The sequence below is a fragment of the Pseudoscardovia radai genome, assembly GCF_002259605.1.
Lineage (GTDB): Bacteria > Actinomycetota > Actinomycetes > Actinomycetales > Bifidobacteriaceae > Pseudoscardovia > Pseudoscardovia radai.
Map to the genome: position 1 here is coordinate 123,761 of NZ_MWWR01000002.1, position 23,932 is coordinate 147,692.

Sequence of the window (23,932 nt, forward strand, 5' to 3'; positions counted from 1 at the left end):
CACGCGCTCGCCGTCCTTACGCTCGCAAGGCAGACTTATGGCAAGCGCAACATTCCTTCACAAATATAGCGCATCCCTCCGTCTAGGCCTCACCTCCCGCCGCGATTGCGTCGTAAGCGTAATCCAGCCACGCCGGCACGACGCCGAAATCCACGGCCGTGCGGATGATGCCGGCAAGGGAACACGACGGGTCGTTCCGCCGGGCGCGCAAGCTAAGCTCCGACGCCTCGTCGGTCAGCCCCAGCCACCAGCACACATACGCCGTCGACGCATAGGCGTTCGCGCGGTCCCTTCCGGGAAGCGCCGCGGCGAGCCTCTCGTACAGGCGCAGGCCGCTCAGGCACCTGGACACGTCGGGACGGTTGGACCTGCGGCGGAACACCCCGTTGAGGGATTCGAACACGATGTCGACACTGACGGCGTCATGCGGGTCGCCGGCAACGCGCAGCATATCCGATGCGCCGACCGGCGCAAGGACGGAGACGAGCAGCGCGTCGCGGATCGACAGCGTCTCCCGCGCGCCCGCGCCGATATCGAGGATGACGTCATCAGACAGCACGGGGCGCCCTGACTCCAGCGCCGCGGCCCATTCCCCGACCGCCGCGCGGAACCATGCGGTGTCCGTGGCGACGATGCCTTCCTCGCTGCGGCGCTCGTGGAAGCGTCGGCGCCGTTCCGCGAGCGCGTCGTTGTCATACACGCGCCCCGGCGCTTTCGGACGGTCGCGCCTGAGGCGTCCCACGCAGGCGAGGATGCGCCGGAAGGCGTCCATCAGGTCATGGTCGTCGGGCCACGGCCGCAGCCCGCCGTCCTGGGGGCCGCGCCCGGACGGATTGCCGCCGTCGCCGGCGGCACCGGCACCGCTGTCAGCGCCATCGGCGCTTCCATGCGCGCACAGGCGCAGGGCGGAGACGACGAACCCCGCCTCCTTCATCTCGTGGGTGCTGTCCCGTATCCCGATGGCTGGCGCCGCACCGGCATCGGCGGCTGCCGCGGCGTCCGGTGTTGCAGCCGCCTCGGTGTCCGCTGCGGCGTCCGCATGCGGCTGGGCGTCGCAATCCGACGCGCCCTCCAGCCCGCCGTCCTGCGAGGTGCCGCGTGCCTGAACAGGGTCGTGTGCCTGAGTAGGGCCGGCCGTCTGCGCAGCCCGTTCCTCCTGCGTCGGCCGGTCGTCCTTCTCGCCCCGCGGATGCGCGGAGCCCTTGGCGTTCCGTGTCATGGTCTGTCCTTTCTCGTCGCGGGACGTCGCCCGCATATTCCGGGCCGTGGCCCGCCGGCGCACCGTGCGACCGGTGGCTTCACGATGCCATCGTGTGAAACGACACTCCGGGGCATCCGGACAATGTGGACGAAGGTCACGCGCATGCACGGCCCTGTGGATAACCTGCCTGAGCATTCCGCCCGGCCGCCGCGTGGCATACGATGGGGGTGTGAAACTCTTGACGCGCGGGCAGATCGACGCCCGCATAGAAGACCTCGTGGCCCGCTACTGCGCCGTTCCTGACGCCGACGGCGCCCAGGCCGTCGTGTCCCTCGTCGCCGCGCAGGCGGTCGCATCGTCGAAAGGCGGCAAGCGTCTGCGCGCCCTGCTCGAGCTCGGCGCCTTCGCAGCCGCGGCGCCGGAAGACGCCGACCCGACGCCCGCAGCCGACGTGGCGTGCGCCATCGAGATCTTCCAGACCGCCGCCCTCGTGCACGACGACATCATCGACGACTCGGACCTGAGGCGCGGCGCCCCCTCAGCGCACCGCGCCCTGTCGGATGCGTTGAGGTCGCGCAGCCGCGGCGACGGGCTCGGCCTTATGCTCGGCGACCTCCTGGCCACTGCCTCGGTCCACGTGCTGCATGACGCGGCGCGCACACTGCCGCACGGTGACGCAATCGACTCGGTGTTCCTCGCAATGCAACGCGAGGTCGAGGTGGGCCAGATCATGGACGTGGCGATCGAGACGCTGCCGCTGGACGACGACCGGACGCTGCTCGACACGGTGCTGCGCACGGACCGGAGCAAAACCGCCAGCTACACCACCATCGCGCCGCTGGAGCTGGGGCTCCTGTGCGCGGGAACGGACCCCCGGGCGGCTCATGAGGCGGCCGTCCGCATCGGCGAGCCGCTGGGCGTGGCGTTCCAGATCAACGATGACCTCATCGACGTAACCGGTACGACGGCCACGACCGGCAAGCCGGTGGGCGGCGACATCCGCGAAGGCAAGCGCACGGTGCTTCTGGCCGACACGCTCTCCCACCTGTCCGGGGCCGAGCGCGAAAGCCTGATCGAGGCCTACGGTGCGCCGGACGAGTCGGCGCGCGACACCCAGGCCATCATCGGCCTGTTCCGCTCCAGCGGCGCCATCGACGATTCGCGGCGCCGCATCGCGGGGCTGTGGACGGCGGCCGAGACCGCCTTGGACGAACAGTCGCGCCTTCTGGGGCTCGACGCGGACCGGGCCCGCGTGTTGCGCGACCACTGCGCCGCGATGCTCCCCGGCTTCGCGCTGTAGCTGCCGGCGCCGCGCCGCCCGGCACAGCGACCTGGCAGAACGAAGAAAGACCTGACAGAACCGAGAAAGAAAGAAGACTGTGGATTCCTTGGGCGCGTTCCCCCGATCGGCCCCGCGGATCCACGCCATCCCCCTACCATGACAGACATGACACCAGCGAACAACGGGCCGATAGGAGAGCTCATCGACGGCCGCTACTCCGTCGTGCGCCGCATCGCCGACGGCGGCATGGCCACCGTGTACGAGGCGACCGACGTGCGCTTGGGACGCACCGTCGCCCTGAAGATGATGCACACGCAGCTCGCCCAGGGCCCGCACCGGGACCAGTTCATCCGCCATTTCCGCCGCGAGGCGCGCTCCGCCGCGCGCATCGCGAACCCGCATATCGTGCAGGTCTACGATTTCGGTGAATGGCGCGGCCTCGACTTCCTCGTCATGGAGTACGTGGACGGCAGCAACCTGCGCTATGAGATGGCGCGTCAGGGCCGCTTCAGCGTCGAGCGGATGCTTCATGTGGTGGGCGAGACTCTCGACGGCCTCGCCGCCGCGCATCGCGAGGGCGTGGTGCACCGAGACATCAAGCCGGAGAACATCCTGCTCAACCGGCGCGGCCATGTGCAGATCACCGACTTCGGCCTTGCGAAGGCCGCCTCCCAGGCCACGATGGCGACGACGGGCATGCTGCTGGGCACCGCCTCGTACCTGGCGCCGGAGATGATCGAACGCAACCTCGCCACCAAGCAGGGCGACCTGTACTCGGTCGGCGTCATGGCGTGGGAGCTGATCTGCGGCGTGGTTCCCTTCGAATCCGACAACGTCATGACGGTTGTGTTCAAGCATGTGCATGACGACATCCCCGATCTGAAAACCATCTACCCCGATATCCCCGAGAAGGTCTCCGCCTTCGTGCGCCATCTGACGATGCGCGCGCCCGAGGCGCGGCCGAAGGACGCGGACGCCGCGCTCGAGGAATACCACGCCCTCGTGCAGGCACTGACGCCGGGACAGCTGGCGTGGCGCGCGCAGCAGGCTCCCTCGCCCCAGGCCGTGGGCTCGACGATGTCCGGACTGGCGGGCCTCGTGGCGAATCCCGCCACCGACGGGGCCGCGGCGCGCGGCATGGCGATCAACCCCACGACGGGGCAGGTCGAGGACATCGCGGTGGCGACCGCCGCGACAAACGAAACGCCCGCCGTGCCCGCCCCTCCCGCATCGCCGGCCGACGGCGCCGGGCGGAACGGCGCTGCACAGGCCGCAGCCGACCAAGCCGGTGCGAAATCGACGGATGGCGCGGCGGAGCAGATGGTCGATACGGCGCGCATCCCCCGCACCGCCGGTTCGCGCCCCGCCCACATGCCGACTGTGCATGAGCAGGACGACGATACGGCACAGTACGACACGCCGGACACGCCGGCAAACGGGGCGCCGACCCCCACCCCGTCGGCATCCGACACGCCGTATGACACTCCGGAGACTGCTCCGGCCGACACGCCGGCGTCCGGCCCCTCGGCTCCCGTCCCGCCCCGCTCCGTCCCCGCTCCCCCACGACGCAGCACGCCCTCCGCCCCGTCCCCGGCGGCGCCCCTTCCAGACGGCATCGTGGCGGACGCCTTCACCTTCGCAAGCGACACCGCGCCGGATGCACCCGGCGCACCGTCGACGTCAGCGCCTGCGCCCGCCCCGTCCCACGCATCCTCCGGCGTGTTGCCCGCCACGGAGCCCGGGGCCACGACGCGTCTTCCGAACGCCGCTCCGCTGCAGCGCACCACGCTGTTCGACACGCCGAGCGGCACGACGGCGCCGCAGGATTCGCGCACGCTCGTCTACGCCGCCTCGTCCGATGCGGAGGCGGCACGCGACATGCCGACCGAACCCATCGACAGGAAGGCTGCAAAGAAGCACACCGGGGTCAAACTCGCCGTCACGCTGCTGCTCACTCTGCTCCTGTTGGCGGGAGCCAGCGCCGTATGGTGGTTCTTCTCCGGCCCCGGCAGCTACAACGAGCTGCCCGCGGCATCCGACGTGGAATGCGCCGCCGGCGCGCAGTGCACGGTGGAGGGAGCCGGTTGGGATTCCTACCGGCAGACACTTGACGACCTCGGCATCGTTTACCAGGTGACGGAGCGCAACGACGACACGGTGGCCGCAGGCCATATCATCTCCACGACGCCGTCCACCGTGGGCAGCCATGTCTCGATCCGCGGCGGCATCGTCGACGTCGTCGTCTCCCGGGGCCCCGTCATGGTCACGGTGCCCTCCGACATCCTCGACGCGTCCTCCGCGAACGGCTCCGACCCCGTGACGGCGCTGACGAACGCAGGATTCACGAATGTGGTGCATGACGGGTCGAACGACCAGTACTCGCTGACCGTGCCCGAGGGCGCCGCCATCTCCGTCGATCCGGCACCCGGCACGACGGTGGACCATAACACGCAGGTGACTGTCGTGCTTTCGCGCGGCCCCAAGCCCGTCACCTTCCCCGACGTGGTCGGCAAGACGCGTCAGGACGTCGAGAAGGCGCTGTCCGATGACCAACTGAACGTGACGTGGAAGGAGGAGTACTCCGACTCCGTGGAATCCGGCATCGTCATCTCCGCCTCGAGCTCCGCGGGCGACACGCTGCACTGGGGCGACTCGGTGACGGTCACCGTTTCGAGGGGCCCCGAGATGGCGACGGTGCCCAACGTGGTGGGCAAGAGCTACGATGACGCGGCCGCCACGCTCAGCGCCCTGGGCTTCCAGGTGCAGAAGAAGACGACGATCCTGGGCGACTGGACCGACCAGGTGCGCCAGCAGTCCGTTTCGGCGGGCGACACGGTGCGCATCCGCGACACGAACGGCAATCCCACCGTTATCGAGCTCACTGTGGTGTGATGAACCACGCCGGCGGATGCGGAAGGGCCCCGGATGCCAGCGGCATTCGGGGCCCTTCCATTCGAGGCCTCACGCGGGAGGTCGGCGTCATGGGACACGCCGCAATCGTCAGGCGTCTGCCGCGCTCTTGCCATCGCCGTCTGATTCCGCGGCGCCGTCCTTGAGCATCTTCTTGTACGTCTGGGCGTACATATCCACGTATTCCTGTCCGCTCATCTCCTGGATGCGGCGCATCATGCGGTCCGTGAGCTCGCGGATCTCCTCGTGGGTGAGCTCGGAGGCATCGTGTTTCTCCACCTCGATGGGCTCGCCGTAGATCACCGTCACATGGCCTTTGCTGGGCATGACCTGGCCGGGCTGCTGCAGGTCGCGGGTGCCGATCAGCGCCGTGGGGATGATGGGGGCGCCGGTTTCGAGCGCGAGGCGCGCCACGCCGGTGTGCCCGCGGTACAGGCGTCCGTCGGGGCTGCGGGTGCCCTCGGGGTGGATGCCGAACACATGGCCGTTCTCGATGATCTCGCGCGCCGTCTCCATGGCGCCGAGCGACTTGGAGCCGCCGGAGCGATCCACGGGGAACACCCCGGCCTGGGTGAACCACCACTTCTTGAAGCGACCCTTGATGCCCTTGCCCTCGAAATACTCGGCCTTGCCCATGAAATGCACCATGCGGGGCGACGTCATGGGGATGACTGCGTCATCGATGACGGCGAGATGGTTCGCGGCGATGATGGCGCCGCCTTCCTTGGGGATGTTCTCCACGCCCACGCAGGTGGGATTGAATCGCCGGCGGGCGAGGGGGCTCAGCGTCTTGACGAAGAACCAGTACAGCATCGTTCCTCCCTTACGCCGCGTGCTGCCGTGGCGATACAGTTGTTTCATGACCGAATTCAAGAATACCAGCGACCACGGCTATCCCGACGACGGGCAGGCGGCGCGCGGAACCGACGCCCGGGGCGCGGCCTCGTCCGACGGCGCGGCACAGTCCCCGGCGGATGACGACGCGGCGTGGGAATCCTTCCTCGCCGATCATGCGGACGATCTGGGCGCGCTTGACGGATCGCGCGCGGCGCGCCGTTTCGAACGCGAGGCACAGAAGCAGGACCGTCTGCGCCACGAGCGCTACAAGGAGGAGGCGCGCCGGGAATACGAGGAGATGTCGCGCCCCGACACCGGCGATGGACCGCGCGACTTTCGCACCAGTGCGCTCGATGACCATCCGGACGATCACTTCACTCCCCCGGATCCGAAAATCGACACCGATTCCTACACGGTGGCGTATGTGGCGCTGCTCGTCCTGGGTGTCGCCATCACGCTGGTGGCGCTGCTTGTGCCCGCCGTGCCCCATGCGCTGTGGACGGTGGGCGGTCTGCTCATGCTGCTGGGCGTCGTGGCGCTTGTCATGCGCCGGCGCTGACGGCGCCGCGGCCGCCTATGCCCCGGCGGTGACGCCACGAAAACAGCGACGCCACATTGACAGCGACGCCACGATGGTGGAACCACGATGGCGATGCCGCGGGCACAGCCGGAACGCGAATGCCCGGCCCCGTCACCGACGGGGCCGGGCATTGCCGTTGTGATTGCGGAAAGGTACGACCTCCGGCGCGTCTCAAGCGCGCTCCGGGCCTCTCGGACCTACCGGACGGACAGGTTCGCGGCGCCGATCATGCCCGCGTCCTGGCCGGCCTGGGCCGCCACGATCTGGGCGTGCGGACGGTAGGCGCTGGCCTGGAGGAAGCGGTCATAGGCCTGGCGGGCCGGCTCGAGCAGAATGTCGCCGACGGCGATGACGCCGCCGCCGATCACATACAGGTCGGGGTCGAGCACGGCGGAGATGGCGGCCATCGTGCGGCCGAGCCACTCGCCGATCTTGTTGAACGCATACAGACCCAGCACGTCGCCTTCCTGGGCGGCGCGGGAAATCATCGGTCCGCGCAGGTCCTCCACGTTGCCGTTGCACAGCTCCATGAGGCGCGTCGCGTCCTTCGGACGGCGGCGGATGGCCGCCTTGGCGAAGCGTTCGAGGGCGGAACCGGAGACATAGCGCTCGGCGCAGCCGCGCAGACCGCAGCCGCAGGTGTCGCCGTCCGGCACCATGGGCAGGTGGCCGAGCTCGGCGGCCATGCCGAAGGAGCCGCGGTACAGCTCGCCATTGAGCACGATGGCGCCGCCCAGGCCGGTTCCGACCGTAAGCATGACCATATTCGTGCTGCCCTTGCCGGCGCCGTGCACATATTCGCCCCAGCCGGCGCAGTTCGCGTCGTTCTCGACGACGACGGGCACCTTCTTCGACAGAAGGTCCTCGATGTGACCGGACAGGTCGTAGTTGATCCAGGCGGGGATATTCGCGGAGAAGTTCACCGTGCGGCGGTCCTGCTTGACGTTGCCGGCGGCCGACACGCCGATGGCGGCGATGTCATCGAAGGACTCGAGGGCCTTCTCGTAGAGTCCGGCGATCGTCTCGTTGATGCGGTCGGCGTCGTTCTCGGTCGGCACGGTCCACGAGCGGACGATCGTATCGTTCTCGTCGCAGACGCCGACGGCCACCTTCGTCCCACCGATATCAACAGCAAGCGTATGCATAGTTCCCTCCATCTGGGCATCGATTACACGGTCGGTCTTCCTTGGGCGGCCGCGACACATTCACCATACCATGAGACACGCCGCGCCACGGCCGCGTTCCGGGGTTCGACCCCACATCGTGTCAACGAGACCGCGCCTTCTTACCCCCACGCGCTGAAGCCGCGTCGCGTCGGGCAACGCAAACGGGGCCGGGAATCGTATCCCCGGCCCCGCCGTCATGCCGTCGAGACCTCGACGGCGCCTCGCTCAGGCCTTGGCGGCCTTCGCCGCGGCGATCCACTCGTCGAGCTTCGCCTCGGCCTTGCCGGAGGCGACGGTTTGCTTCGCGATGTCGTAGGCCTCGCGGAAACGGTCGGCGATCGGCGCGTCCTGGTCGGACAACAGATGCCCGTCGACGACGATGGCGGCCGCCGCGTTGAGCAGGATGGTGCTTGTGCAGGGCAGCTGCTTGCCGGAGATGACGTCGCGCGCCACCTGGGCGTTGTATTCGGGCGTGTCGCCGCGCAGGTCCTCCACCGCGACCTTCGTAAGGCCCAGGTCGGCGATGGGGTCGAAGGACGCCGTCTCGACCTTGCCGTCGCGCACCAGCCACAGCGAGACGGGGCCCGTCGGCGCGAGCTCGTCCATGCCTTCGGAGGACGTGAACACCATGCCGCTGGCGCCGCGCTTGGCGAGAACGTCGGCGATGATGGGGCTCATGGCCTTGTCGGCGCTGCCGATGGCGAAATGCGCCGGCTTGGCCGGGTTCGTGATGGGGCCCAGCAGGTTGAACACGCACGGCACGCCGAGCTTGGCGCGGATGGGGCCGACGAAGCGCATGGCCGGGTGGAAGGTGCGGGCGAAGGCGAAGGTGATGCCGGTTTTCTCACCGACGGCGGCGACCTGCTCGGGCGTCAGGTCGAGCGGGATGCCGAGGGCCTCGAGGCAGTCGGCGGCGCCGGACTTGCTGGAGGCGGCGCGGTTGCCGTGCTTGGCGATCTTGACGCCGGCCGCGGCGGCGATGATGGAGCCCGTGGTGGAGATATTGACGGTGGCGAAGCCGTCGCCGCCCGTTCCGACGATATCCGTCGTCTCCCCCGTCAGCTCGAGCGGGATGGCGTGGGACACCATGGCCTGCGCGGCGCCGGCGACCTCATCGGCGGTCAGGCCCAGCTGCTGCTGCGTGGCGAGGACCGCGGCGACGGGCACGGGGTCGGCGTTGCCGTCCATGAGATCGTTGATATACCACTCGCTCTGCTCCTCGGTGAGATGCTCGTGCCTGACGACGAGCTGGGTGAGAATCGACTTCCACGTGAATTCCGCCACGGCCATCCTCCTTCTTGTATCGATGTATCCGGAAACGTCTTCATAGTAAACGCCTGTGTTAACGCAATATCACGCGTGACCACATTCCGGCAATCACCGCATGGAGTACGGCTGGAGTGCGGCGTGAGGGCGCGCATCACGATGCCGCCGCCCGGGAATACGACGCGGAACGCGACAGGAAAAGCGCCGCGGAATACGAAACGGCGGCCGCCCGGAGGCGGTCGCCGTCATCGTGTTGTATCCGGGGCCGGGGGCCCGAGGAGAGGAAAACCTTACTCGGCGGACTTCGCGTCCTTCTCGGCTTCCTTCTTCTCGTTGCGGCCGTGGCACATCTTGTACTTGCGGCCGGACCCGCACGGGCACTTCTCGTTCGGCTTGGTGCCGGGGAACGTGCGGCCGTCCTGCCACGGCGAGTGGGCCTCGACGTTCTTCGGGCGCTTGTTGGCGGGAACCTTGGCGTCCTCGTGCGTCATCGGCTGGTAGCCGACCTGGCCGCGCGGAGCCGAGTAACCGTCGTCGTCCACGTCCTCGGTGGCCGGTTCAAGACCGAGGTCGTCGCCGTCAACATGGCCGTCGGCCAGATCGTCGACGGTGTTGGCCTCCGTCTGGTCACCGCTCGTGGCATCCGGATCGGACGGGGCGGAGTACTGCACGTCGTCGTTATCGCTCTGCTCGACGGCCTGCTCGAAGCGGGACAGGTCGATGTTGAACAGAAGCTGGACCGTCTCCTCCTTGATGCCCTCGACCATGCGGTTGTACATCTGGTAGCCCTCGCGCTGGTACTCGACGAGCGGGTCGCGCTGGCCCATGCCACGCAGGCCGATGCCGTCCTTGAGGTAGTCCATCTCGTACAGGTGCTCGCGCCACTTGTGGTCGAGAACGGCCAGGAGCACGCGGCGTTCGGCCTCGCGCATGGCCTTCTCCCCCACGGTGTCCTCGCGCTCGTCGTAGGCATCCTGGGCGTTGGCGATATACGCGTCGGCGACGATCTTGCGCGCCTTGTCGCCCTTCGGTCCCTTGCTGTGCTTGCGCGGGGCCTGGGTCTTCTCGGCGTCGTCGGCCTTCTCAGCCTTCTCGGCGTTCTCCGCCTTGTCGTCCTCGGCGGCCTCGATCTCGTCCGGCTCGTCGACGACGATGCCGAGGGACTCCTCGAGCTCCTCCTCGTCCACGCCGTCCACCGGGCAGATCTTCGCGAGGTTCTCGCGCAGCTCCTCGAGATTCCAGTCCGACGGCTTGTCGGAGCCCTTGGTGGCCTCGCGCACGTAGGAGCGGATGGTTTCCTCGATGAACAGCTGGATGTCCTCGGACACGTCGGCGCCCTTGAGCACGATCTGGCGCTCCTCGTAGATGACGGTGCGCTGCTTGTTCATGACATCGTCGTACTTGAGGACGTTCTTGCGGATCTCGTAGTTGCGCGACTCCACGGCCTTCTGCGCATTGCGCACGCCCTTGGAGACGGACTTCGACTCGATCGGCTCGTTCTCGGGATACCCCTTGGCCATGATGCTCGCGACGAGCTGCGTGTTGAACAGGCGCATGAGGTTGTCTTCGAGGGACAGGTAGAAGCGGGACTCGCCCGGATCTCCCTGACGGCCGGAACGGCCGCGCAGCTGGTTGTCGATCCGGCGGGACTCGTGGCGCTCGGTGCCGAGCACGTACAGGCCGCCCAGCTTCTTGACCTCCTCGTGCTCGTCCTTGACCTGCTTCTTGATCTCGTCAAGGGTCTCGGGCCACAGCTTCTCGTACTCCTCCGGTGTGTCGTCCGGGGAGTAGCCCTGCTGGCGCAGCTTCTGGTCGGCGAGGAACTCGACGTTGCCGCCAAGCATGATGTCGGTGCCTCGGCCTGCCATGTTGGTGGCGACCGTGACGGCGCCCTTGCGACCGGCGACGGCAACGATGGCCGCCTCGCGCGCGTGCTGCTTGGCGTTCAGCACCTGATGGGGGATGTCGAACTGGTCGAGCAGGTTGCTGACGAGCTCGGAGGACTCGACGGAGGCGGTGCCGAGCAGGACCGGCTGGCCCTTCTCGTGGCGCTTCTTGACATCCTTGGCGATGGCGACGAGCTTCTCCTTCTTCGTGCGGAAGATGAGGTCGTCCTTGTCCTCGCGGATCATCGGACGGTTCGTCGGAATCGGGATGACGCCGAGCTTGTACGTGTTCATGAACTCGGCGGCCTCGGTCTCGGCCGTACCGGTCATGCCGGCGAGCTTGTCGTACATGCGGAAGTAGTTCTGCAGCGTGATGGTGGCGAAGGTCTGGTTCTCCGGCTTGACCTCCACGCCCTCCTTGGCCTCGATGGCCTGGTGCAGGCCCTCGTTGTAGCGACGGCCGGGCAGGATGCGGCCCGTGTGCTCGTCGACGATAAGCACCTCGCCGTTGGTGACGACGTAGTCCTTGTCGCGCAGGAACAATTCCTTGGCCTTGATGGCGTTGTTGAGGTAGCCGATGAGGGCGGTGTTGCTGGGCTCGTACAGGTTGTCGATGCCCAGGTAGTCCTCCACCTTGGCGATGCCGGAGTCGAGGATGCCGATGGTCTTCTTCTTCTCGTCGACCTCGTAGTCCTCGTCGCGCTTGAGCTTGGTGACGAGGCGCGCGAACTGGCGGTACCAGCGCGTCACGCCGCCCTCGGCCGGGCCGGAGATGATCAGCGGGGTGCGGGCCTCGTCGATGAGAATCGAATCGACCTCGTCGACGATGGCGAAGTTGTGGCCGCGCTGCACGAGGTCGGACTTGTTCCAGGCCATGTTGTCGCGCAGGTAGTCGAAGCCGAACTCGTTGTTCGTGCCGTAGGTGATGTCGCAGTTGTACTGCTTGCGGCGCTCCGCCGGCTTCTGCTGCGTGATGATGCAGCCGGTGGTCATGCCGAGGAAGCGGAAGACGCGGCCCATGAGGTCGGACTGGTAGCTCGCCAGGTAGTCGTTGACGGTGACGACGTGGACGCCCTTGCCGGTCAGCGCATTCAGGTACGACGGCAGAGTGGCGACCAGGGTCTTGCCTTCACCGGTTTTCATCTCGGCGATGTTGCCCCAATGCAGCGCCGCGCCGCCCATGAGCTGCACGTCGAAATGCCTCAGGCCCAGCGTGCGGCGCGAGGCCTCGCGCACGGTAGCGAACGCCTCGGGCATGAGCTTGTCAAGGCTCTCGCCGTTGTCGAGACGATCCTTGAACTTGGCGGTCTGGCCCCGCAGCTCGTCATCCGAAAGCGCCTTCATGTCGCTTTCGAACTTGTTGGTCTCCTCGGCCACTCCCTTCAGCTTGCGAAGCTGAGCGCCTTCGCCCACACGCAGGACCCTGTCCAGTATTGCCACGTCTTACTCCTCGGACTAGGACACGACGCCCGACGATCGCCGTCGGGGCCGTTATGTACACAGACTTATTTCATAATACGCGACCCGCGGAAAAACAAATCCGCCGTCCGCGCCGCCCCGGACACACCAATGCCCCGCTTTCGCGGGGCATTGGCTTCCAGGACCTTCGGCCGCCGGACTCCGAATCCCCGGATCGTCCGGCCGACCTATGTCAATCCGACGTCGTCACTTCTCCTTGGCGACGTTCTCGGGCGTATCGATCTCGAACACGCCGTAGCTCCAGCCGTGACGGTGGTAGACGACGGACGGACGATTCGTATCCTTGTTCACGAACAGGAAGAAATCGTGGCCGATGAGCTCCATCTCGTACAGGGCCTCGTCGATGGTCATCGGCTCGGCGATGTGGAGCTTGCGGCGGATGACGATCGGGGTGTCGCCGACCTTGACCTCGACGGACTCGCCGGGGCCCAGATCGCCCGCGACGGCCTCTCCGGCGCTGGTGCTCGGCTCCTCCTCGGCCTCGGTTTCCTCGACCTGCGACGGCACGTCCACCGGACCGTTGTCGACGATCTGCGTGTAGCCGCGGCGGTGGTCCTTGCGGCGGTCACGCATGCGGCGCAGACGGAGGGTCAGCTTGTCCATCGCGATGTCGAGGGCGCTGAACTCATCGCTGCTCGACGCCTCGGCGCGCACCACGGTGCGGCCTGCGATGACGGTAATCTCGACGCGCTTGGCGGTGTCCGCCTGACGGGGATTGCCCTCGTGGGAAAGAACGACTTGTGCACGCTCCGCATCCGGTGCGATAGCGGTGACACGGTTCATCTTGGTCTCGACGACGTCACGGAACTTCTGCTTCACCTGCGTGTGGCGACCGGTAACGACGATTTCCATGATGGACCTCCTTTACTAGGTACGGCCGAAGCCGCTTCGAACAATTGCACCCGGCCTCATTGCCAAGTGGTAGGTAACATCATAGCCCAAATTCCATGAATGTCACTTTTCGGAAGCGTTCGGGCGTGGCACGACTCAGGGTTGTCCCGGCCACGGCTTAGGGTTGTGCGCTCGAGACCCCGCGATGGCCGCGGCGCAAGCTGAGGAACTTCCGGGCTCCGCAGAGCACGATGGCGGATAACGTCCGCCCAGGGTGACCTGAGAGATAGCGCAGCAGAGAACAGACCGCCCGCCTCGCGCGGGTAAGGGTGAAACGGCGGTGTAAGAGACCACCGGGCCTCCGGCAACGGTAGGCCGCATGGCAAGCCTCATCGGGAGCAAGGCCAAGCAGAAGGCGTCAAGTGTTGCTCGCACGTGCCTTCGGGTAGGCTGCTAGAGCCTGGCGGCGACGCCAGGTCGAGATGGATGGCCATCCATCCGTTCGCGGATGACAGAACCCGGGGTATGCGGGGTCTCGTTTTCCTTTCATTGACATGTGGGCGGCGGCCGGAGCAATCCGGTCGCCGCCCACATGCGTCAGGGGCCCATGCATCAGGCCCTCATGCACCAAACCCTTATGCGTCGGGCTCGTCGAACACGCCGTCGTCCACCACGGCCCTTAGATCGGCGGGGCTATGCCCTTTGCGGCCGCCCGCGGACCAGAAGCGGCGCAGGCGCACGGCGCGGTCGAGCCCCTCGGTGCGGCCCGCGACCTGCCGTCCGAGACGGTAGGCGGAATCCACGAAAAGCCCCTGTTCCTCGGCCTCGCGCGTCACGCGGTCGGCCAGATGGCGGTCGACGCCTTTGCGTACGAGCTCGGCGACGGTTCCCCGCCTGCCCATGCAGCGCGTCAGACAGTACCTGACCGCGTCCTCGGCATACGATTCGTCGTTGAGCAATCCCACGCGCGTGAGATTCGCGATGACGGTGGCGATGGTGTCGGGCGCGTAGCCTTTGCGCGCCAGGCGCTCCTCCATGGCGCCCGTCGATCGGGCGGCCGCGTCGAGAAGCGTCAGCGCGGCCTCCTGGCACATGTCGACGTTCCGCGCCTCGTCCTCACCCAGCTCGCGCGGACCGTGCCTCCCCGACCTGCGAGAGCGGCCGCGGCCCGCCCCCTCCCCCGTCGGTTTGCCGAAACGGGATGAATCGCGCGACTCGGAACCCGCCGAACCAAAGGACGCGGCGGAACCGAAAGACGCAGAACCGAAAGACGCCGCGCCACAGGATGCGGAGCCATAGGACACGGAGCCATAGGACGCAGTGCCGACGGATGCCGGCGTGGTCCGGCCGGCATCCGATTCGATGCCTTCCGCCGCAGGACCGGCGGCCGCCGATTCCGCGGCAAGCGTTCCCGCAGCCGATGTTTCCGCAGCCGACGATTCCATGACCGTTGTTTCCGTATCAGGGCGCGATGTCTCTTCGACCGGAGGCACGGGGGTTCCCGTGCGGGCGAGGAATTCCTCGACGGAGATCATGCGGCGACCGGTGCCGACGCGGCGTCAGCGGGCTTGCTGCTTGCCGCCTTACCCTCGGCTGAGGCCTTGCCATCGGCTGCCGCCTTGCCGGCCTGGGCGGAATCACCGACGTTCTGGCCGGCCCTGCCCGCTTGGCTGTTCGCCGGAGCGGTACCGGCTTCGCCGGCTGCGTCGGAATCCTCGGCATCGGGATCGGAGATCAGGCCGTAGTGGATGCGGATCTTGCGCTCGAGCTCGTCGGCGATGTCGGGGTTTTCGCGCAGGTAGGTGCGGCATTTCTCGCGGCCCTGGCCGAGCTGCTCGCCGGAGGCGAAGGTGAACCACGAGCCGGACTTGCGGATGAGGTCCGCCTCGAGGCCCATGTCGATGAGGCTTCCCTCGCGGCTGATGCCTTCGCCGTACATCATGTCGAACTCGGCCGACTTAAACGGCGGGGCCATCTTGTTCTTGACGATCTTGACGCGCGTGCGGTTGCCCACGGCCACGTCGCCTTCCTTCAGCGTCTGGATGCGGCGGATGTCGAGGCGCACGGAGGCGTAGAACTTGAGTGCGTTGCCGCCGGTCGTGGTCTCGGGGCTTCCGAAGAACACACCGATCTTTTCGCGCAGCTGGTTGATGAAAATGGCCATCGTGTTCGTCTGGGCCAGCGCCGGCGTCAGCTTGCGCAGCGCCTGGCTCATCAGACGCGCCTGGAGGCCCACGTGGCTGTCTCCCATGTCTCCTTCGATCTCGGCCTTCGGCACAAGGGCCGCGACGGAGTCGATGACGATGACGTCGAGGGCTCCCGAGCGCACGAGCATGTCGGCGATCTCGAGGGCCTGCTCGCCGTTATCGGGCTGCGAGACGATGAGCTGGTCGGTGTCGACGCCCAGCTTGCGCGCGTACTCGGGGTCGAGGGCGTGCTCGGCGTCGATGAACGCTGCAACGCCACCCTTCTTCTGGGAGTTCGCGACGACGTGCAGGGCGAGGGTGGTTTTGCCCGAGGATTCGGGGCCGTAAATCTCGATGACGCGCCCGCGAGGCAGACCGCCGATGCCGAGGGCGAGGTCGAGCGCGATGGATCCGGTCGGGATGACGTCGACCTGCTGGTGGGGATGGTCCCCCAGGCGCATAACGGATCCCTTGCCGTAGTTCTTCTCGACGTTGGCCATCGCCGTGGCGAGTGCCGTGGCGCGGCTATCACGCGCCTTGTCCGCGGCTTTCTTCGCCGAGGCGTCGGCTTTCTTGGATGTCTGGGCAGCCATAGCATCTCCTTTTCCTAAGTCTGTCCGTATATGGGTGCCGTACCGCATATGGATTCGCATATGGGCACGCGGGCGGCGGCCGGAGCCATCGCCCCGCGTGCCGACAACGCTACGCGAGGCGGCACGCCGACACGACGGGGCGCGGCCGATGTGGACAAGCGTCGACGTGACACGCCGCGCGCGGCGAATCTGTGGATAAGTATAGTCGAACGTGCGTTCGAGCGCACGCGCGACACGCCGTCATCGGCGAAAATTCCCGCGTGCCCCTCGTCCCCGGCGCCATCCGGGAATCGTGTCGACGAAGCGTTCAGGCGGCGGGCATGGGCGGCGCGTTGTGGTCCTTGCCCCAGCGCCGGGAATCGGGGATGTCCATCTGGTCACACAGCACATTCCACACGACACGCGGCTCCTCGCCGTCCGCCAGCGCCTCGACCACGGTGCGGTCGCCCAAGCGGAACAGCCTCTGGTCGCGCGACAGCGACCTGCCGTAGCTGCGCCCGAAAACCTCTTCGAGCAGTTCCCAGAACTCACGCTCGCGCATGCTCATGCCAGGCCTCCCGCCTCGTCGTATCCGTGCATATCGTACGCCCGCCGGTCACCGCGGCGAGTCCCGCCGATCCGCCGAAACCGAAAGGTGCGGCCGGCACGGAAAAGGCGGGCATGGAAAAACGGCAGGGTCTCCCCTGCCGCCGACAACGATAGGCGTAGTCGAACAGCCGCGTATCAGGCGGCGTCGTAGGCCTGAACCTGATGGTCCTCATGCGCGTGCAGATCGGGGCGCCCCTGGGCGTTCTCCACCTGCTCCACGCGCTGGGCGATCATGGTCAGGACCTGCGACAGACGCACGCCGAGGGCATCGGTGATGGACACGAGCAGTTCGGAACTCGCCTCCTTCTGGCCGCGCTCCACCTCGGACAGATAGCCGAGCGATACGCCGGCCTTCTCCGAAACCTCGCGCAGCGTCTTGTGATCGGAGGTCCTCAGTTCACGCAGCACCTCGCCCTGGATCTTGCGCAGCGAGAACATGGTCTCGCCAGGAACCGGCTGCTTGACCGGCGCCGCGGCATGCGGGGCGGGCGCATCCTCGCGCTCCTGGCGCTCCCAGACGCTGCGCGCCTGCTCGCGCTCGGCCTTGAGCATACGGTTCTTCTGCGCGAGAAGAATCTGCTGACGACGCATGGCGACCGCTCGCCTCTGCTCGGGTGTCAGCTCGCGCGTCATCTGGCTGCGCTGCTGCTGAGAGGCGCCGAGTGTCGCACCGCTCTGAATACCCTCGCGCATCTGCGTCCCCTGGTGCATCTGCGCGGCCTTCGTCTTCGTCGCTTCGTACGTTCCGGTCATATCGGCCTCCGTTCCTTTCGTCGTCATGTCTGTTTGCGTTCGCGGCGTCGCCTCGCGGCGGACCGTCGTGGTTCCCGGCGTGTGCGCGCCGGCCATGCGTTCTATGGACTCCGTTCATCCTCCTTGTGGTTGCTTAACCGGTGTGGTTGCGTACCGTGTCCATTGTACAAACCGCCGACACCCAAAGTCAAAACCTGAGTCTGGGTCTAGCAAGTTTTTGCATTGCGGCAACGATATCACGTTCCGCTGCGACACACCAGAGAAAAAGGCGTTTTTGCAAAACGTACACGATTCGTACACACGTTCGACATATTTCATACCCCCGGCGGTGTCCCGACGCACGCCATCGGCATGTCGGGCACCCCCATCGGCACGGTCGCTCCACCATAGCGCGGCCGAAAGGACGGCGTGTCGCGTCAGGCGGCGAGGCGTGAGGCGAGGGACCTCAGCACATGGAGCACCGTGTCTCGGCGAATCTCGGCGCGGGTGCCGGACAGGTCGAGGCGCTCCGCCTCACTGTGCAGACCCTCGGGGCCGGGAACGGCGAATCCGATGTACACCAGGCCCTCGGGCTTGTCCCCGTCGGGGCCGGGGCCGGCGACGCCGGTGGTCGACAGACCGATGACACGGCCATCGCGGGAGGCGGGCACGCTGTAGGCGGCCACCGCCCCGACCGCCATCTGCTTGGCCACGTCGGGATGCACGGCGCCCTCGCGCTCGAGCAGGCCGGAGCTGACGCCGAGGATATGCGCCTTGGCTTCGATGGCGTAGGTCACGGCCGAGCCGAGGAACACGGCGGAGGCGCCGGGGATGCGCACGAAGGCGTCGGCGAGCAGGCCGCCGGTCAGGGATTCGGAGGCGCAGACGAACAGGCCGCGCGTCCGGCAGGCCTCGAGGATGCGGGCGGCGAGCTCGTCGCATTCCTTCTGCATCGTGGCAAGGGCGCGCGCCTCGGCATCGGACCCCGGCGCGTCATGCGCCGCGGGCGCACAGCCCGCGTTTTCCTGAGTCTTCGCGCACTGAGACGCCGCGGAATCAGCAATCGTGGAATCGGTCATCGTAATCCTTTCCTGCATGTCGCCCTGGCATGTCGCCGTGGCGTGTCGCCCCCCCGGCGCGAGCCGTCGCGCAGGCCGCGCGCCGAGGCGTCTATACCCTGCGGCGGCGTCCGCCCGCGTCGTGCGCATCGCGTCCGCCGTTACGCCCGCCGTCATGGCTCCGGTCCGGACCGCCGTCATGGTCGGCCATGCGCCGGGCGCGCAGCACCTGGAGCACGTAGACGGCGCCCGAGTACAGGCACAGCACCAGCGCCACGAGGATGACGGCGTAGGTGAGCCAGTAGTAGGCGCGTTCGAAGGCGCCGCCGCGCGTGACGATGCTCCACATCGGGAAGATGAGCATGCCCAGGCCCACGCATTCGAAAAGGGTTTTGAGTTTGCCGGCCTGGTTCGCGGCGATGACGAGGCCGTCGGTGTCGAGCACGAACAGGCGCATGACGGTGATGCCGAGCTCGCGCAGAAGGAAGAGGACGGTGATGATCCATCCGCCGGGGTTGAGCTCGCCGAAGGCGGCGAGAACGACGAGGGCGCCGCAGACAAGCAGTTTGTCGGCGATGGGGTCGAGCAGCTTGCCCAGGTCGGTGACCATGTCATAGCGGCGCGCCAGATATCCGTCGAGCTTGTCGGAGAGAGCGGCGAGGGTGAACAGGCCGAAGCCCCACCAGCGGGCGGCGAGGCTGTGGTGGCCGTCGGCCCCGGCGAGGGACAGCACGATGAGGAAGACGACGACGAGCACGATGCGCGTCATCGTCACGATATTCGGAACGGTGCGCCATTGGTCGGCCAGCGTCAGCCGACGCCTGGCCGGGGCGTCCGGCTTGCCTCTGCGCGACATATCCCCATGCGGCATGCCGCTCCGGGCCGCATCGCGCTCCGTCCCGCGGCGCTCACCGCGACGTGCGGCGTTCCTGTGCTCGGCGCCATCGGATGTCCGTTCCGGCGCCCTGTGCTTCATGCCCTGTGCCATCGTGCTGTCGGCCCCTTCCCATCGTCCGTCATGCGCCCAGCCAAGTGTACGGCGTCACGCGTCATATCCGGCCCCCACGGGGTCTGCGTACGAGTCACCGTACGAATCGCAGTACGACCCGTAGTCGTCGTTTCCATAATCATCGTACGCGTCCTGCGGCGCATCGTCACCAGCACCCGCCGACGCGCCCGCCGACGGCCCCGCGCCAGCGCCGCCGGCCGACGAGATCTCGTCGGCGTCGCCGCGGATGAAGGCGAGCACCTGCGGCAGGTCCTCGGGCTTGACGAGCACCTCGCGCGCCTTGGAGCCCTCGGAGGGCCCCACCACGCCGCGCGATTCGAGCAGGTCCATGAGGCGTCCGGCCTTGGCGAAGCCGATGCGCATCTTGCGCTGGAGCATGGATGTGGAGCCGAAGCTCGAGGTGACGACGAGCTGGGCGGCCTCGAGCAGGTCGTCCATGTCGTCGCCGATGTCCTCGGTCATGGTCTTCTTCTCCGCCTCCTTCTCCGCGCGGTCCGCCATCTCCGCGATGTCCTTGCGGTACGAGGGCTTGCGCTGCTGGCGCACGATGTCGACGGCACGGCGGATCTCGGATTCCGACACCCACGAGCCCTGCACGCGCGTGGGCTTGCTGGCGCCCATAGGCAGGAACAGGGCATCGCCCTGGCCGATCAGCGTTTCGGCGCCCGTGGCGTCGAGGATGACTCGCGAATCCGTGGCCGAGGACGTGGCGAAGGCCAGGCGCGAGGGGATGTTCGCCTTGATGAGACCGGTGACGACGTCGACGGACGGGCGCTGCGTGGCGAGCACGAGGTGGATGCCGGCGGCGCGCGCGAGCTGCGTGATGCGCTGGATGGAGCTTTCCACGTCGTTCTTGGCCACCATCATGAGGTCGGCCATCTCGTCGACCACGATGAGCAGGTACGGATACGGCGCCACCTTGCGCTTGGAGCCGGCGGGCGCGTGCACCTTGCCGGCGAGCACGGCCTCGTTGAAGTCCTTGATGTGGCGGAAGCCGAAGAAGCTCAGGTCGTCGTACCGCGCCTCCATCTCCTTGACCACCCATTCGAGCGCCTGGGCGGCGCGCTTGGGATCGGTGATGATGGGCGTGAGCAGATGCGGGATGCCCGAGTAGGCCGACAGCTCCACGCGCTTGGGGTCGACGAGGATCATGCGCACCTGCTCGGGTGTGGCACGCATGACGATGGAGACGAGCATGGAGTTGATGAAGCTCGACTTTCCGGAGCCGGTGGCGCCGGCGACGAGCAGATGCGGCATCTTCGTCAGGTCGCATTTGACGAAATGGCCTTCGATGTCCTTGCCCACGCCGCAGACCATGGGGTTGGGGTCGTCGCGCAGGATGTCGCTGCGCAGCACGTCGCCCAGGTGCACGATTTCGCGGTCGACGTTCGGGATCTCGATGCCGATGGCGGATTTGCCCGGGATCGGCGACAGGATGCGCACGTCGGGGCTGGCGACGGAGTACGCGATGTTGCGCCTGAGGCTCGTGACCTTCTCCACCTTGACGCCGGGGCCGAGCTCGACCTCGTACTGCGTGACGGAGGGGCCGCGCAGGAAGCCGACGACGCGCGCGTCGACGTTGAACTGCTCGAAGGTGGTGTTGAGCGCGGTGATGACGCGGTCGTTCTCCTGGGTGCGCGCCGCGTGCGGCTTGCCTTTCTCGAGGATGTCGAGGTCGGGCAGGTGGTACGGCTCGAGGCCCTGGGCGTCGGCGTCCGCACCGGTGCGGGAGGCCGTCTCGGCATTGGCGCGCGCGACCTTGGCAGCGGCTTCGGCAGCGCCGCGCGCCGCTTCGTCGTCATCGGAACCGTAGGCCCCGCCGGCAACCACGACTGGCTCGGCGGGAACGGTGGCGTCGGCGCTGCGGGCGGCGGGAACGGTGGCGGGAGACTGCGCGGCCGGGCGCACGACGGGCACGGCGGAGCTTTCGACGCCCTGCTCGCGGATGCGCAGGGCCCGCGTGCGGTCGTCGGCGTCCGCGTCGGCGGCATCGTCATAGCCGTCGGCATAATCCGTGTCGGCAGCCCCGTCATAGCCATCGCCATAACCGCCCGGCGTGTCGCCGTAGCGCGTGTCATAGGCGTCGGCGGGCGCATCGTCCCACGGGTCGCCTCCGGTAGCTTCGTCCGTCACGGCGCCGCGGCGGGGGCGCACGGACTGGCGGCGGTCCACGGCGTCGCGGTCAGCGGCGTGGTCGAAGGCGCGGTCGGCCTCATAGGAGTCGAGGGAGGCGTCGTCGCCGGTTTTGCGGCGGCGGGAGAAGAAGCCGCGGATGGAGTCGAGCACGGAGCGGCGGGGCGCGTCCTGCACCTCGTCGTCGGTGCCGTCGTGGGCGGGGACGCCTTCGGCGAAGCGCAGCGAATCGTCGCCCACCTTCACCTCGGTGGGGAAATCGTCGTCCCCTCCGCGCGCGGAGGACTGCTCGTCGTCATCCGACATGAGGGCGGCCCGCATGCCTCCGGCGTGGGCGATGTCATCCACGTGGAGGTTCGCGATAAGCAGCACGGCGAACAGGGCGATGACAACGAACACGATGATGGCGAAGGGCTTGGTCAGGCCTTTGGTCAGGGGCGTGCCGATGATGAAGCCGAGCACGCCGCCTGCCTTCTGCACGAGGGGCAGGTCGAAGCCGGGCGCGTCGGCGGCGACGGCGGCGTCGATGATGGAGCACACCGACCACAGCAGCAGGCTCCATCCGCTGACGGCGTGCGGGTCCGAGATCGCCGCGGCGCGCCCACGGAACAGATGCCACGCCAGCAGGAGGAAGACGACGGGCACGGCCACCGACATGACGCCGAACAGCGTGGAGGCGACGGTGTGCAGGGCGGCGCCGAGCCAGCCCTGGACGCGGAACCATTCGGAGGCGATGAAAAGAACCGACAGGATGACCATGAGGAAGCACAGCCCGTCGCGGCGGCGGCCGGACGGGGCGGCGCCGAAGCCCAGGGCGCGGGGCACGGCGAGGAGGGCACGCTTCCAGCCGGGCTCGCCGGCCACGGCCATGGAGTTGCCGTCGACGATGGTCTCGTCGTCGTCCGAGGGTTTCGCGGAACGCGCCTTCGTCGACCGGGACGAGGCGCTCGAGGACTTCCTGGGGTTCGATTCACCAGGCCTGCGTGAGGATGAGGTACGTGCTGCCATAACGTGGCTCAGAATACCAAATTCGCCGCACGAACGTCGTGTTCGCGCGGCGACATTCACGGGAACGTCCCAATATGCGGGCCTGATGGCGGGCCCTGCATGCGGGGCCCGCGCCCGGCCGGGAGCGGCTCAGCCGAGGCGTTCGGTGCGCAAGGTTCCGAGGTGGTGCTGCACGTACTCGTCGGCGTGGGCGTCAATGGCGTCGTAGGCGCCCCGGTCGGCCTCGTGCACGATGGCGGCGGCCCGCTCGGCCAGGCCCGGGGATCCGGCCGTCAGCCAGTGGATGCGCGGGTCACGGCCGAACCACCCCATCTGCTTGCGGGCCAGACGGCGCGTTTTCTGCGCGATGAGGGCGAAGGCCTCGTCCTCGTCCATAAGCCCGTCGAGCACGTCGGCGATCTGCTGGTATCCCAGGGCGCGGGACGCAGTGACGCCCAGATGCGGGCGCAGGCGCTCCACCTCGTCGACGAAACCCTGCTCGCGCATGAGCCGGGTTCTTTCATCGATGCGCCGGTCGAGCTGCTCACGGCTCATATCAAGCCCGATCTGCACCGATGGTATGACGTAGTGATACCTAGGCAGCGTGGAGGAATACGTCCGCCCCGTCAGCTCGATGACCTCGAGGGCGCGCACCGTGCGGCGCACGTTCTTCGGGTCCATATGAGCTGCCGCCTCCGGGTCCTTCCCGCGCAGGCGCTCGAACAGGGCGTCGGGGCCGATGTCCTCGGCCTCCTTCTCGAGACGAGAGCGCACGGCGGGGTCGGTGGGTGGAAAGGAGATATCGTCGATGGCGGCCCGCGCGTACAGGCCCGACCCGCCGACAAGGATCGGCCGCACTCCCCTGCCCTGCAGCTCGCGGATGCAGCGGCGAGCCATGTCCTGGAACAGCGCCACCGACATGTTCTCGTCCGGGTCGATGCAGTCGATGAGGTGATGCGGCACCTCGGCGCGTTCCTCGGGCGTCGGCTTGGCCGTGCCGACGTCCATGCCGCGGTACATCTGGTAGGCGTCGGCGTTCACGATCTCGCACGGGATGCCGTCGGCCTGCGTCAGGCGGCGCGCAAGGTCGATGCCCAGGCGCGTCTTGCCCGACGCGGTGGGCCCCACGATGGACACGACGCGCACCGCCGCGGCGTCGGACGGCTTCGCATCGTCCTGGTCCGCAGCATCCGACTTCTCCATGCCCG

Annotated in this window: 16 protein-coding genes, 1 other RNA gene and 1 pseudogene; 4 read left to right on the top strand and 14 right to left on the bottom strand. The window is 67.7% G+C overall.

The annotated features are described in order from the left end of the window. Positions 1–82: 82 nt before the first annotated feature. Positions 83–1,219, bottom strand: a complete 1,137-nt coding sequence (locus PSRA_RS00615) for a DUF4192 family protein (protein WP_094659931.1) — start codon at positions 1,217–1,219, stop codon at positions 83–85. A 211-nt stretch (positions 1,220–1,430) separates the two neighbouring features. Here PSRA_RS00615 and PSRA_RS00620 point away from each other — a divergent pair, with 211 nt between their 5' ends. Then, on the top strand, positions 1,431–2,501 hold the full coding sequence (locus PSRA_RS00620) for a polyprenyl synthetase family protein (protein WP_158216273.1): 1,071 nt from the start codon (positions 1,431–1,433) through the stop codon (positions 2,499–2,501). 147 nt (positions 2,502–2,648) lie between these two features. Further along, complete coding sequence (locus PSRA_RS00625; protein WP_094659933.1) at positions 2,649–5,375, top strand: protein kinase domain-containing protein; 2,727 nt, start codon at positions 2,649–2,651, stop codon at positions 5,373–5,375. Between the two features lie 108 nt (positions 5,376–5,483). On the opposite strand, the gene PSRA_RS00630 is transcribed toward PSRA_RS00625, so the two are convergent. Continuing rightward, positions 5,484–6,206, bottom strand: coding sequence for a lysophospholipid acyltransferase family protein (locus tag PSRA_RS00630; RefSeq protein ID WP_094659934.1), 723 nt, complete (start codon positions 6,204–6,206; stop codon positions 5,484–5,486). A 46-nt stretch (positions 6,207–6,252) separates the two neighbouring features. Here PSRA_RS00630 and PSRA_RS00635 point away from each other — a divergent pair, with 46 nt between their 5' ends. Beyond that, complete coding sequence (locus tag PSRA_RS00635; RefSeq protein ID WP_094659935.1) at positions 6,253–6,789, top strand: hypothetical protein; 537 nt, start codon at positions 6,253–6,255, stop codon at positions 6,787–6,789. Between the two features lie 218 nt (positions 6,790–7,007). On the opposite strand, the gene PSRA_RS00640 is transcribed toward PSRA_RS00635, so the two are convergent. The 4 genes from PSRA_RS00640 to hpf all read right to left on the bottom strand — a co-directional run bounded on the left by PSRA_RS00640 (position 7,008) and on the right by hpf (position 13,459). Continuing rightward, positions 7,008–7,955 carry an ROK family glucokinase gene (locus tag PSRA_RS00640; RefSeq protein ID WP_094659936.1) on the bottom strand — a complete coding sequence of 316 codons (948 nt, stop codon included), beginning with the start codon at positions 7,953–7,955 and terminating at the stop codon, positions 7,008–7,010. Positions 7,956–8,201: 246 nt separating this feature from the next. Beyond that, positions 8,202–9,260 carry an anthranilate phosphoribosyltransferase gene (gene trpD / locus PSRA_RS00645; protein ID WP_094660022.1) on the bottom strand — a complete coding sequence of 353 codons (1,059 nt, stop codon included), beginning with the start codon at positions 9,258–9,260 and terminating at the stop codon, positions 8,202–8,204. Between the two features lie 272 nt (positions 9,261–9,532). Continuing rightward, positions 9,533–12,568: a preprotein translocase subunit SecA gene (secA, locus tag PSRA_RS00650; RefSeq protein ID WP_094659937.1), complete on the bottom strand. Its 3,036-nt coding sequence runs from the start codon at positions 12,566–12,568 to the stop codon at positions 9,533–9,535. A 225-nt stretch (positions 12,569–12,793) separates the two neighbouring features. Continuing rightward, complete coding sequence (gene hpf, locus PSRA_RS00655; RefSeq protein WP_094659938.1) at positions 12,794–13,459, bottom strand: ribosome hibernation-promoting factor, HPF/YfiA family; 666 nt, start codon at positions 13,457–13,459, stop codon at positions 12,794–12,796. 172 nt (positions 13,460–13,631) lie between these two features. Here hpf and rnpB point away from each other — a divergent pair. Next, positions 13,632–13,980, top strand: an RNA gene (rnpB, locus tag PSRA_RS00660) — RNase P RNA component class A. Positions 13,981–14,073: 93 nt separating this feature from the next. Here the strand turns inward: rnpB and PSRA_RS09520 are convergent. The 8 genes and pseudogenes from PSRA_RS09520 to miaA form a co-directional block, all read right to left on the bottom strand. Next, positions 14,074–14,883: a regulatory protein RecX gene (locus PSRA_RS09520; protein WP_245834809.1), complete on the bottom strand. Its 810-nt coding sequence runs from the start codon at positions 14,881–14,883 to the stop codon at positions 14,074–14,076. Positions 14,884–14,969: 86 nt separating this feature from the next. After that, positions 14,970–16,217, bottom strand: a complete 1,248-nt coding sequence (gene recA, locus PSRA_RS00670) for a recombinase RecA (protein ID WP_094659939.1) — start codon at positions 16,215–16,217, stop codon at positions 14,970–14,972. 307 nt (positions 16,218–16,524) lie between these two features. Next, the gene (locus PSRA_RS00675) at positions 16,525–16,758 is read right to left on the bottom strand and encodes a DUF3046 domain-containing protein (RefSeq protein WP_094660024.1); all 234 of its coding nucleotides are present in this window, start codon (positions 16,756–16,758) and stop codon (positions 16,525–16,527) included. A gap of 182 nt (positions 16,759–16,940) precedes the next feature. Beyond that, complete coding sequence (locus PSRA_RS09525; protein WP_245834810.1) at positions 16,941–17,558, bottom strand: helix-turn-helix domain-containing protein; 618 nt, start codon at positions 17,556–17,558, stop codon at positions 16,941–16,943. A 416-nt stretch (positions 17,559–17,974) separates the two neighbouring features. After that, positions 17,975–18,490 (bottom strand): CinA family protein, encoded by a 516-nt coding sequence (locus tag PSRA_RS00685; RefSeq protein WP_094660026.1) that lies wholly within the window; start codon positions 18,488–18,490, stop codon positions 17,975–17,977. 316 nt (positions 18,491–18,806) lie between these two features. After that, positions 18,807–19,451, bottom strand: a pseudogene (gene pgsA / locus PSRA_RS00690) (CDP-diacylglycerol--glycerol-3-phosphate 3-phosphatidyltransferase); the annotation flags it as partial. Positions 19,452–19,637: 186 nt separating this feature from the next. After that, the gene (locus PSRA_RS00695; protein WP_211280462.1) at positions 19,638–22,745 is read right to left on the bottom strand and encodes an FtsK/SpoIIIE family DNA translocase; all 3,108 of its coding nucleotides are present in this window, start codon (positions 22,743–22,745) and stop codon (positions 19,638–19,640) included. A gap of 129 nt (positions 22,746–22,874) precedes the next feature. Beyond that, on the bottom strand, positions 22,875–23,927 hold the full coding sequence (gene miaA, locus PSRA_RS00700) for a tRNA (adenosine(37)-N6)-dimethylallyltransferase MiaA (RefSeq protein WP_094660028.1): 1,053 nt from the start codon (positions 23,925–23,927) through the stop codon (positions 22,875–22,877). Positions 23,928–23,932: the final 5 nt, after the last annotated feature.

Excerpts from the sequence above, each read along its gene's own strand:
- PSRA_RS00615 (WP_094659931.1), bottom strand. The coding sequence starts at position 1,219 with ATGACACGGAACGCCAAGGGCTCCGCGCATCCGCGGGGCGAGAAGGAC.
- PSRA_RS00625 (WP_094659933.1), top strand. The coding sequence starts at position 2,649 with ATGACACCAGCGAACAACGGGCCGATAGGAGAGCTCATCGACGGCCGC.
- PSRA_RS00630 (WP_094659934.1), bottom strand. The coding sequence starts at position 6,206 with ATGCTGTACTGGTTCTTCGTCAAGACGCTGAGCCCCCTCGCCCGCCGG.
- PSRA_RS00635 (WP_094659935.1), top strand. The coding sequence starts at position 6,253 with ATGACCGAATTCAAGAATACCAGCGACCACGGCTATCCCGACGACGGG.
- PSRA_RS00640 (WP_094659936.1), bottom strand. The coding sequence starts at position 7,955 with ATGCATACGCTTGCTGTTGATATCGGTGGGACGAAGGTGGCCGTCGGC.
- hpf (WP_094659938.1), bottom strand. The coding sequence starts at position 13,459 with ATGGAAATCGTCGTTACCGGTCGCCACACGCAGGTGAAGCAGAAGTTC.
- PSRA_RS09520 (WP_245834809.1), bottom strand. The coding sequence starts at position 14,883 with ATGGAATCGTCGGCTGCGGAAACATCGGCTGCGGGAACGCTTGCCGCG.
- recA (WP_094659939.1), bottom strand. The coding sequence starts at position 16,217 with ATGGCTGCCCAGACATCCAAGAAAGCCGACGCCTCGGCGAAGAAAGCC.
- PSRA_RS00675 (WP_094660024.1), bottom strand. The coding sequence starts at position 16,758 with ATGCGCGAGCGTGAGTTCTGGGAACTGCTCGAAGAGGTTTTCGGGCGC.
- PSRA_RS09525 (WP_245834810.1), bottom strand. The coding sequence starts at position 17,558 with ATGACCGGAACGTACGAAGCGACGAAGACGAAGGCCGCGCAGATGCAC.
- PSRA_RS00685 (WP_094660026.1), bottom strand. The coding sequence starts at position 18,490 with ATGCAGAAGGAATGCGACGAGCTCGCCGCCCGCATCCTCGAGGCCTGC.
- PSRA_RS00695 (WP_211280462.1), bottom strand. The coding sequence starts at position 22,745 with ATGGCAGCACGTACCTCATCCTCACGCAGGCCTGGTGAATCGAACCCC.
- miaA (WP_094660028.1), bottom strand. The coding sequence starts at position 23,927 with ATGGAGAAGTCGGATGCTGCGGACCAGGACGATGCGAAGCCGTCCGAC.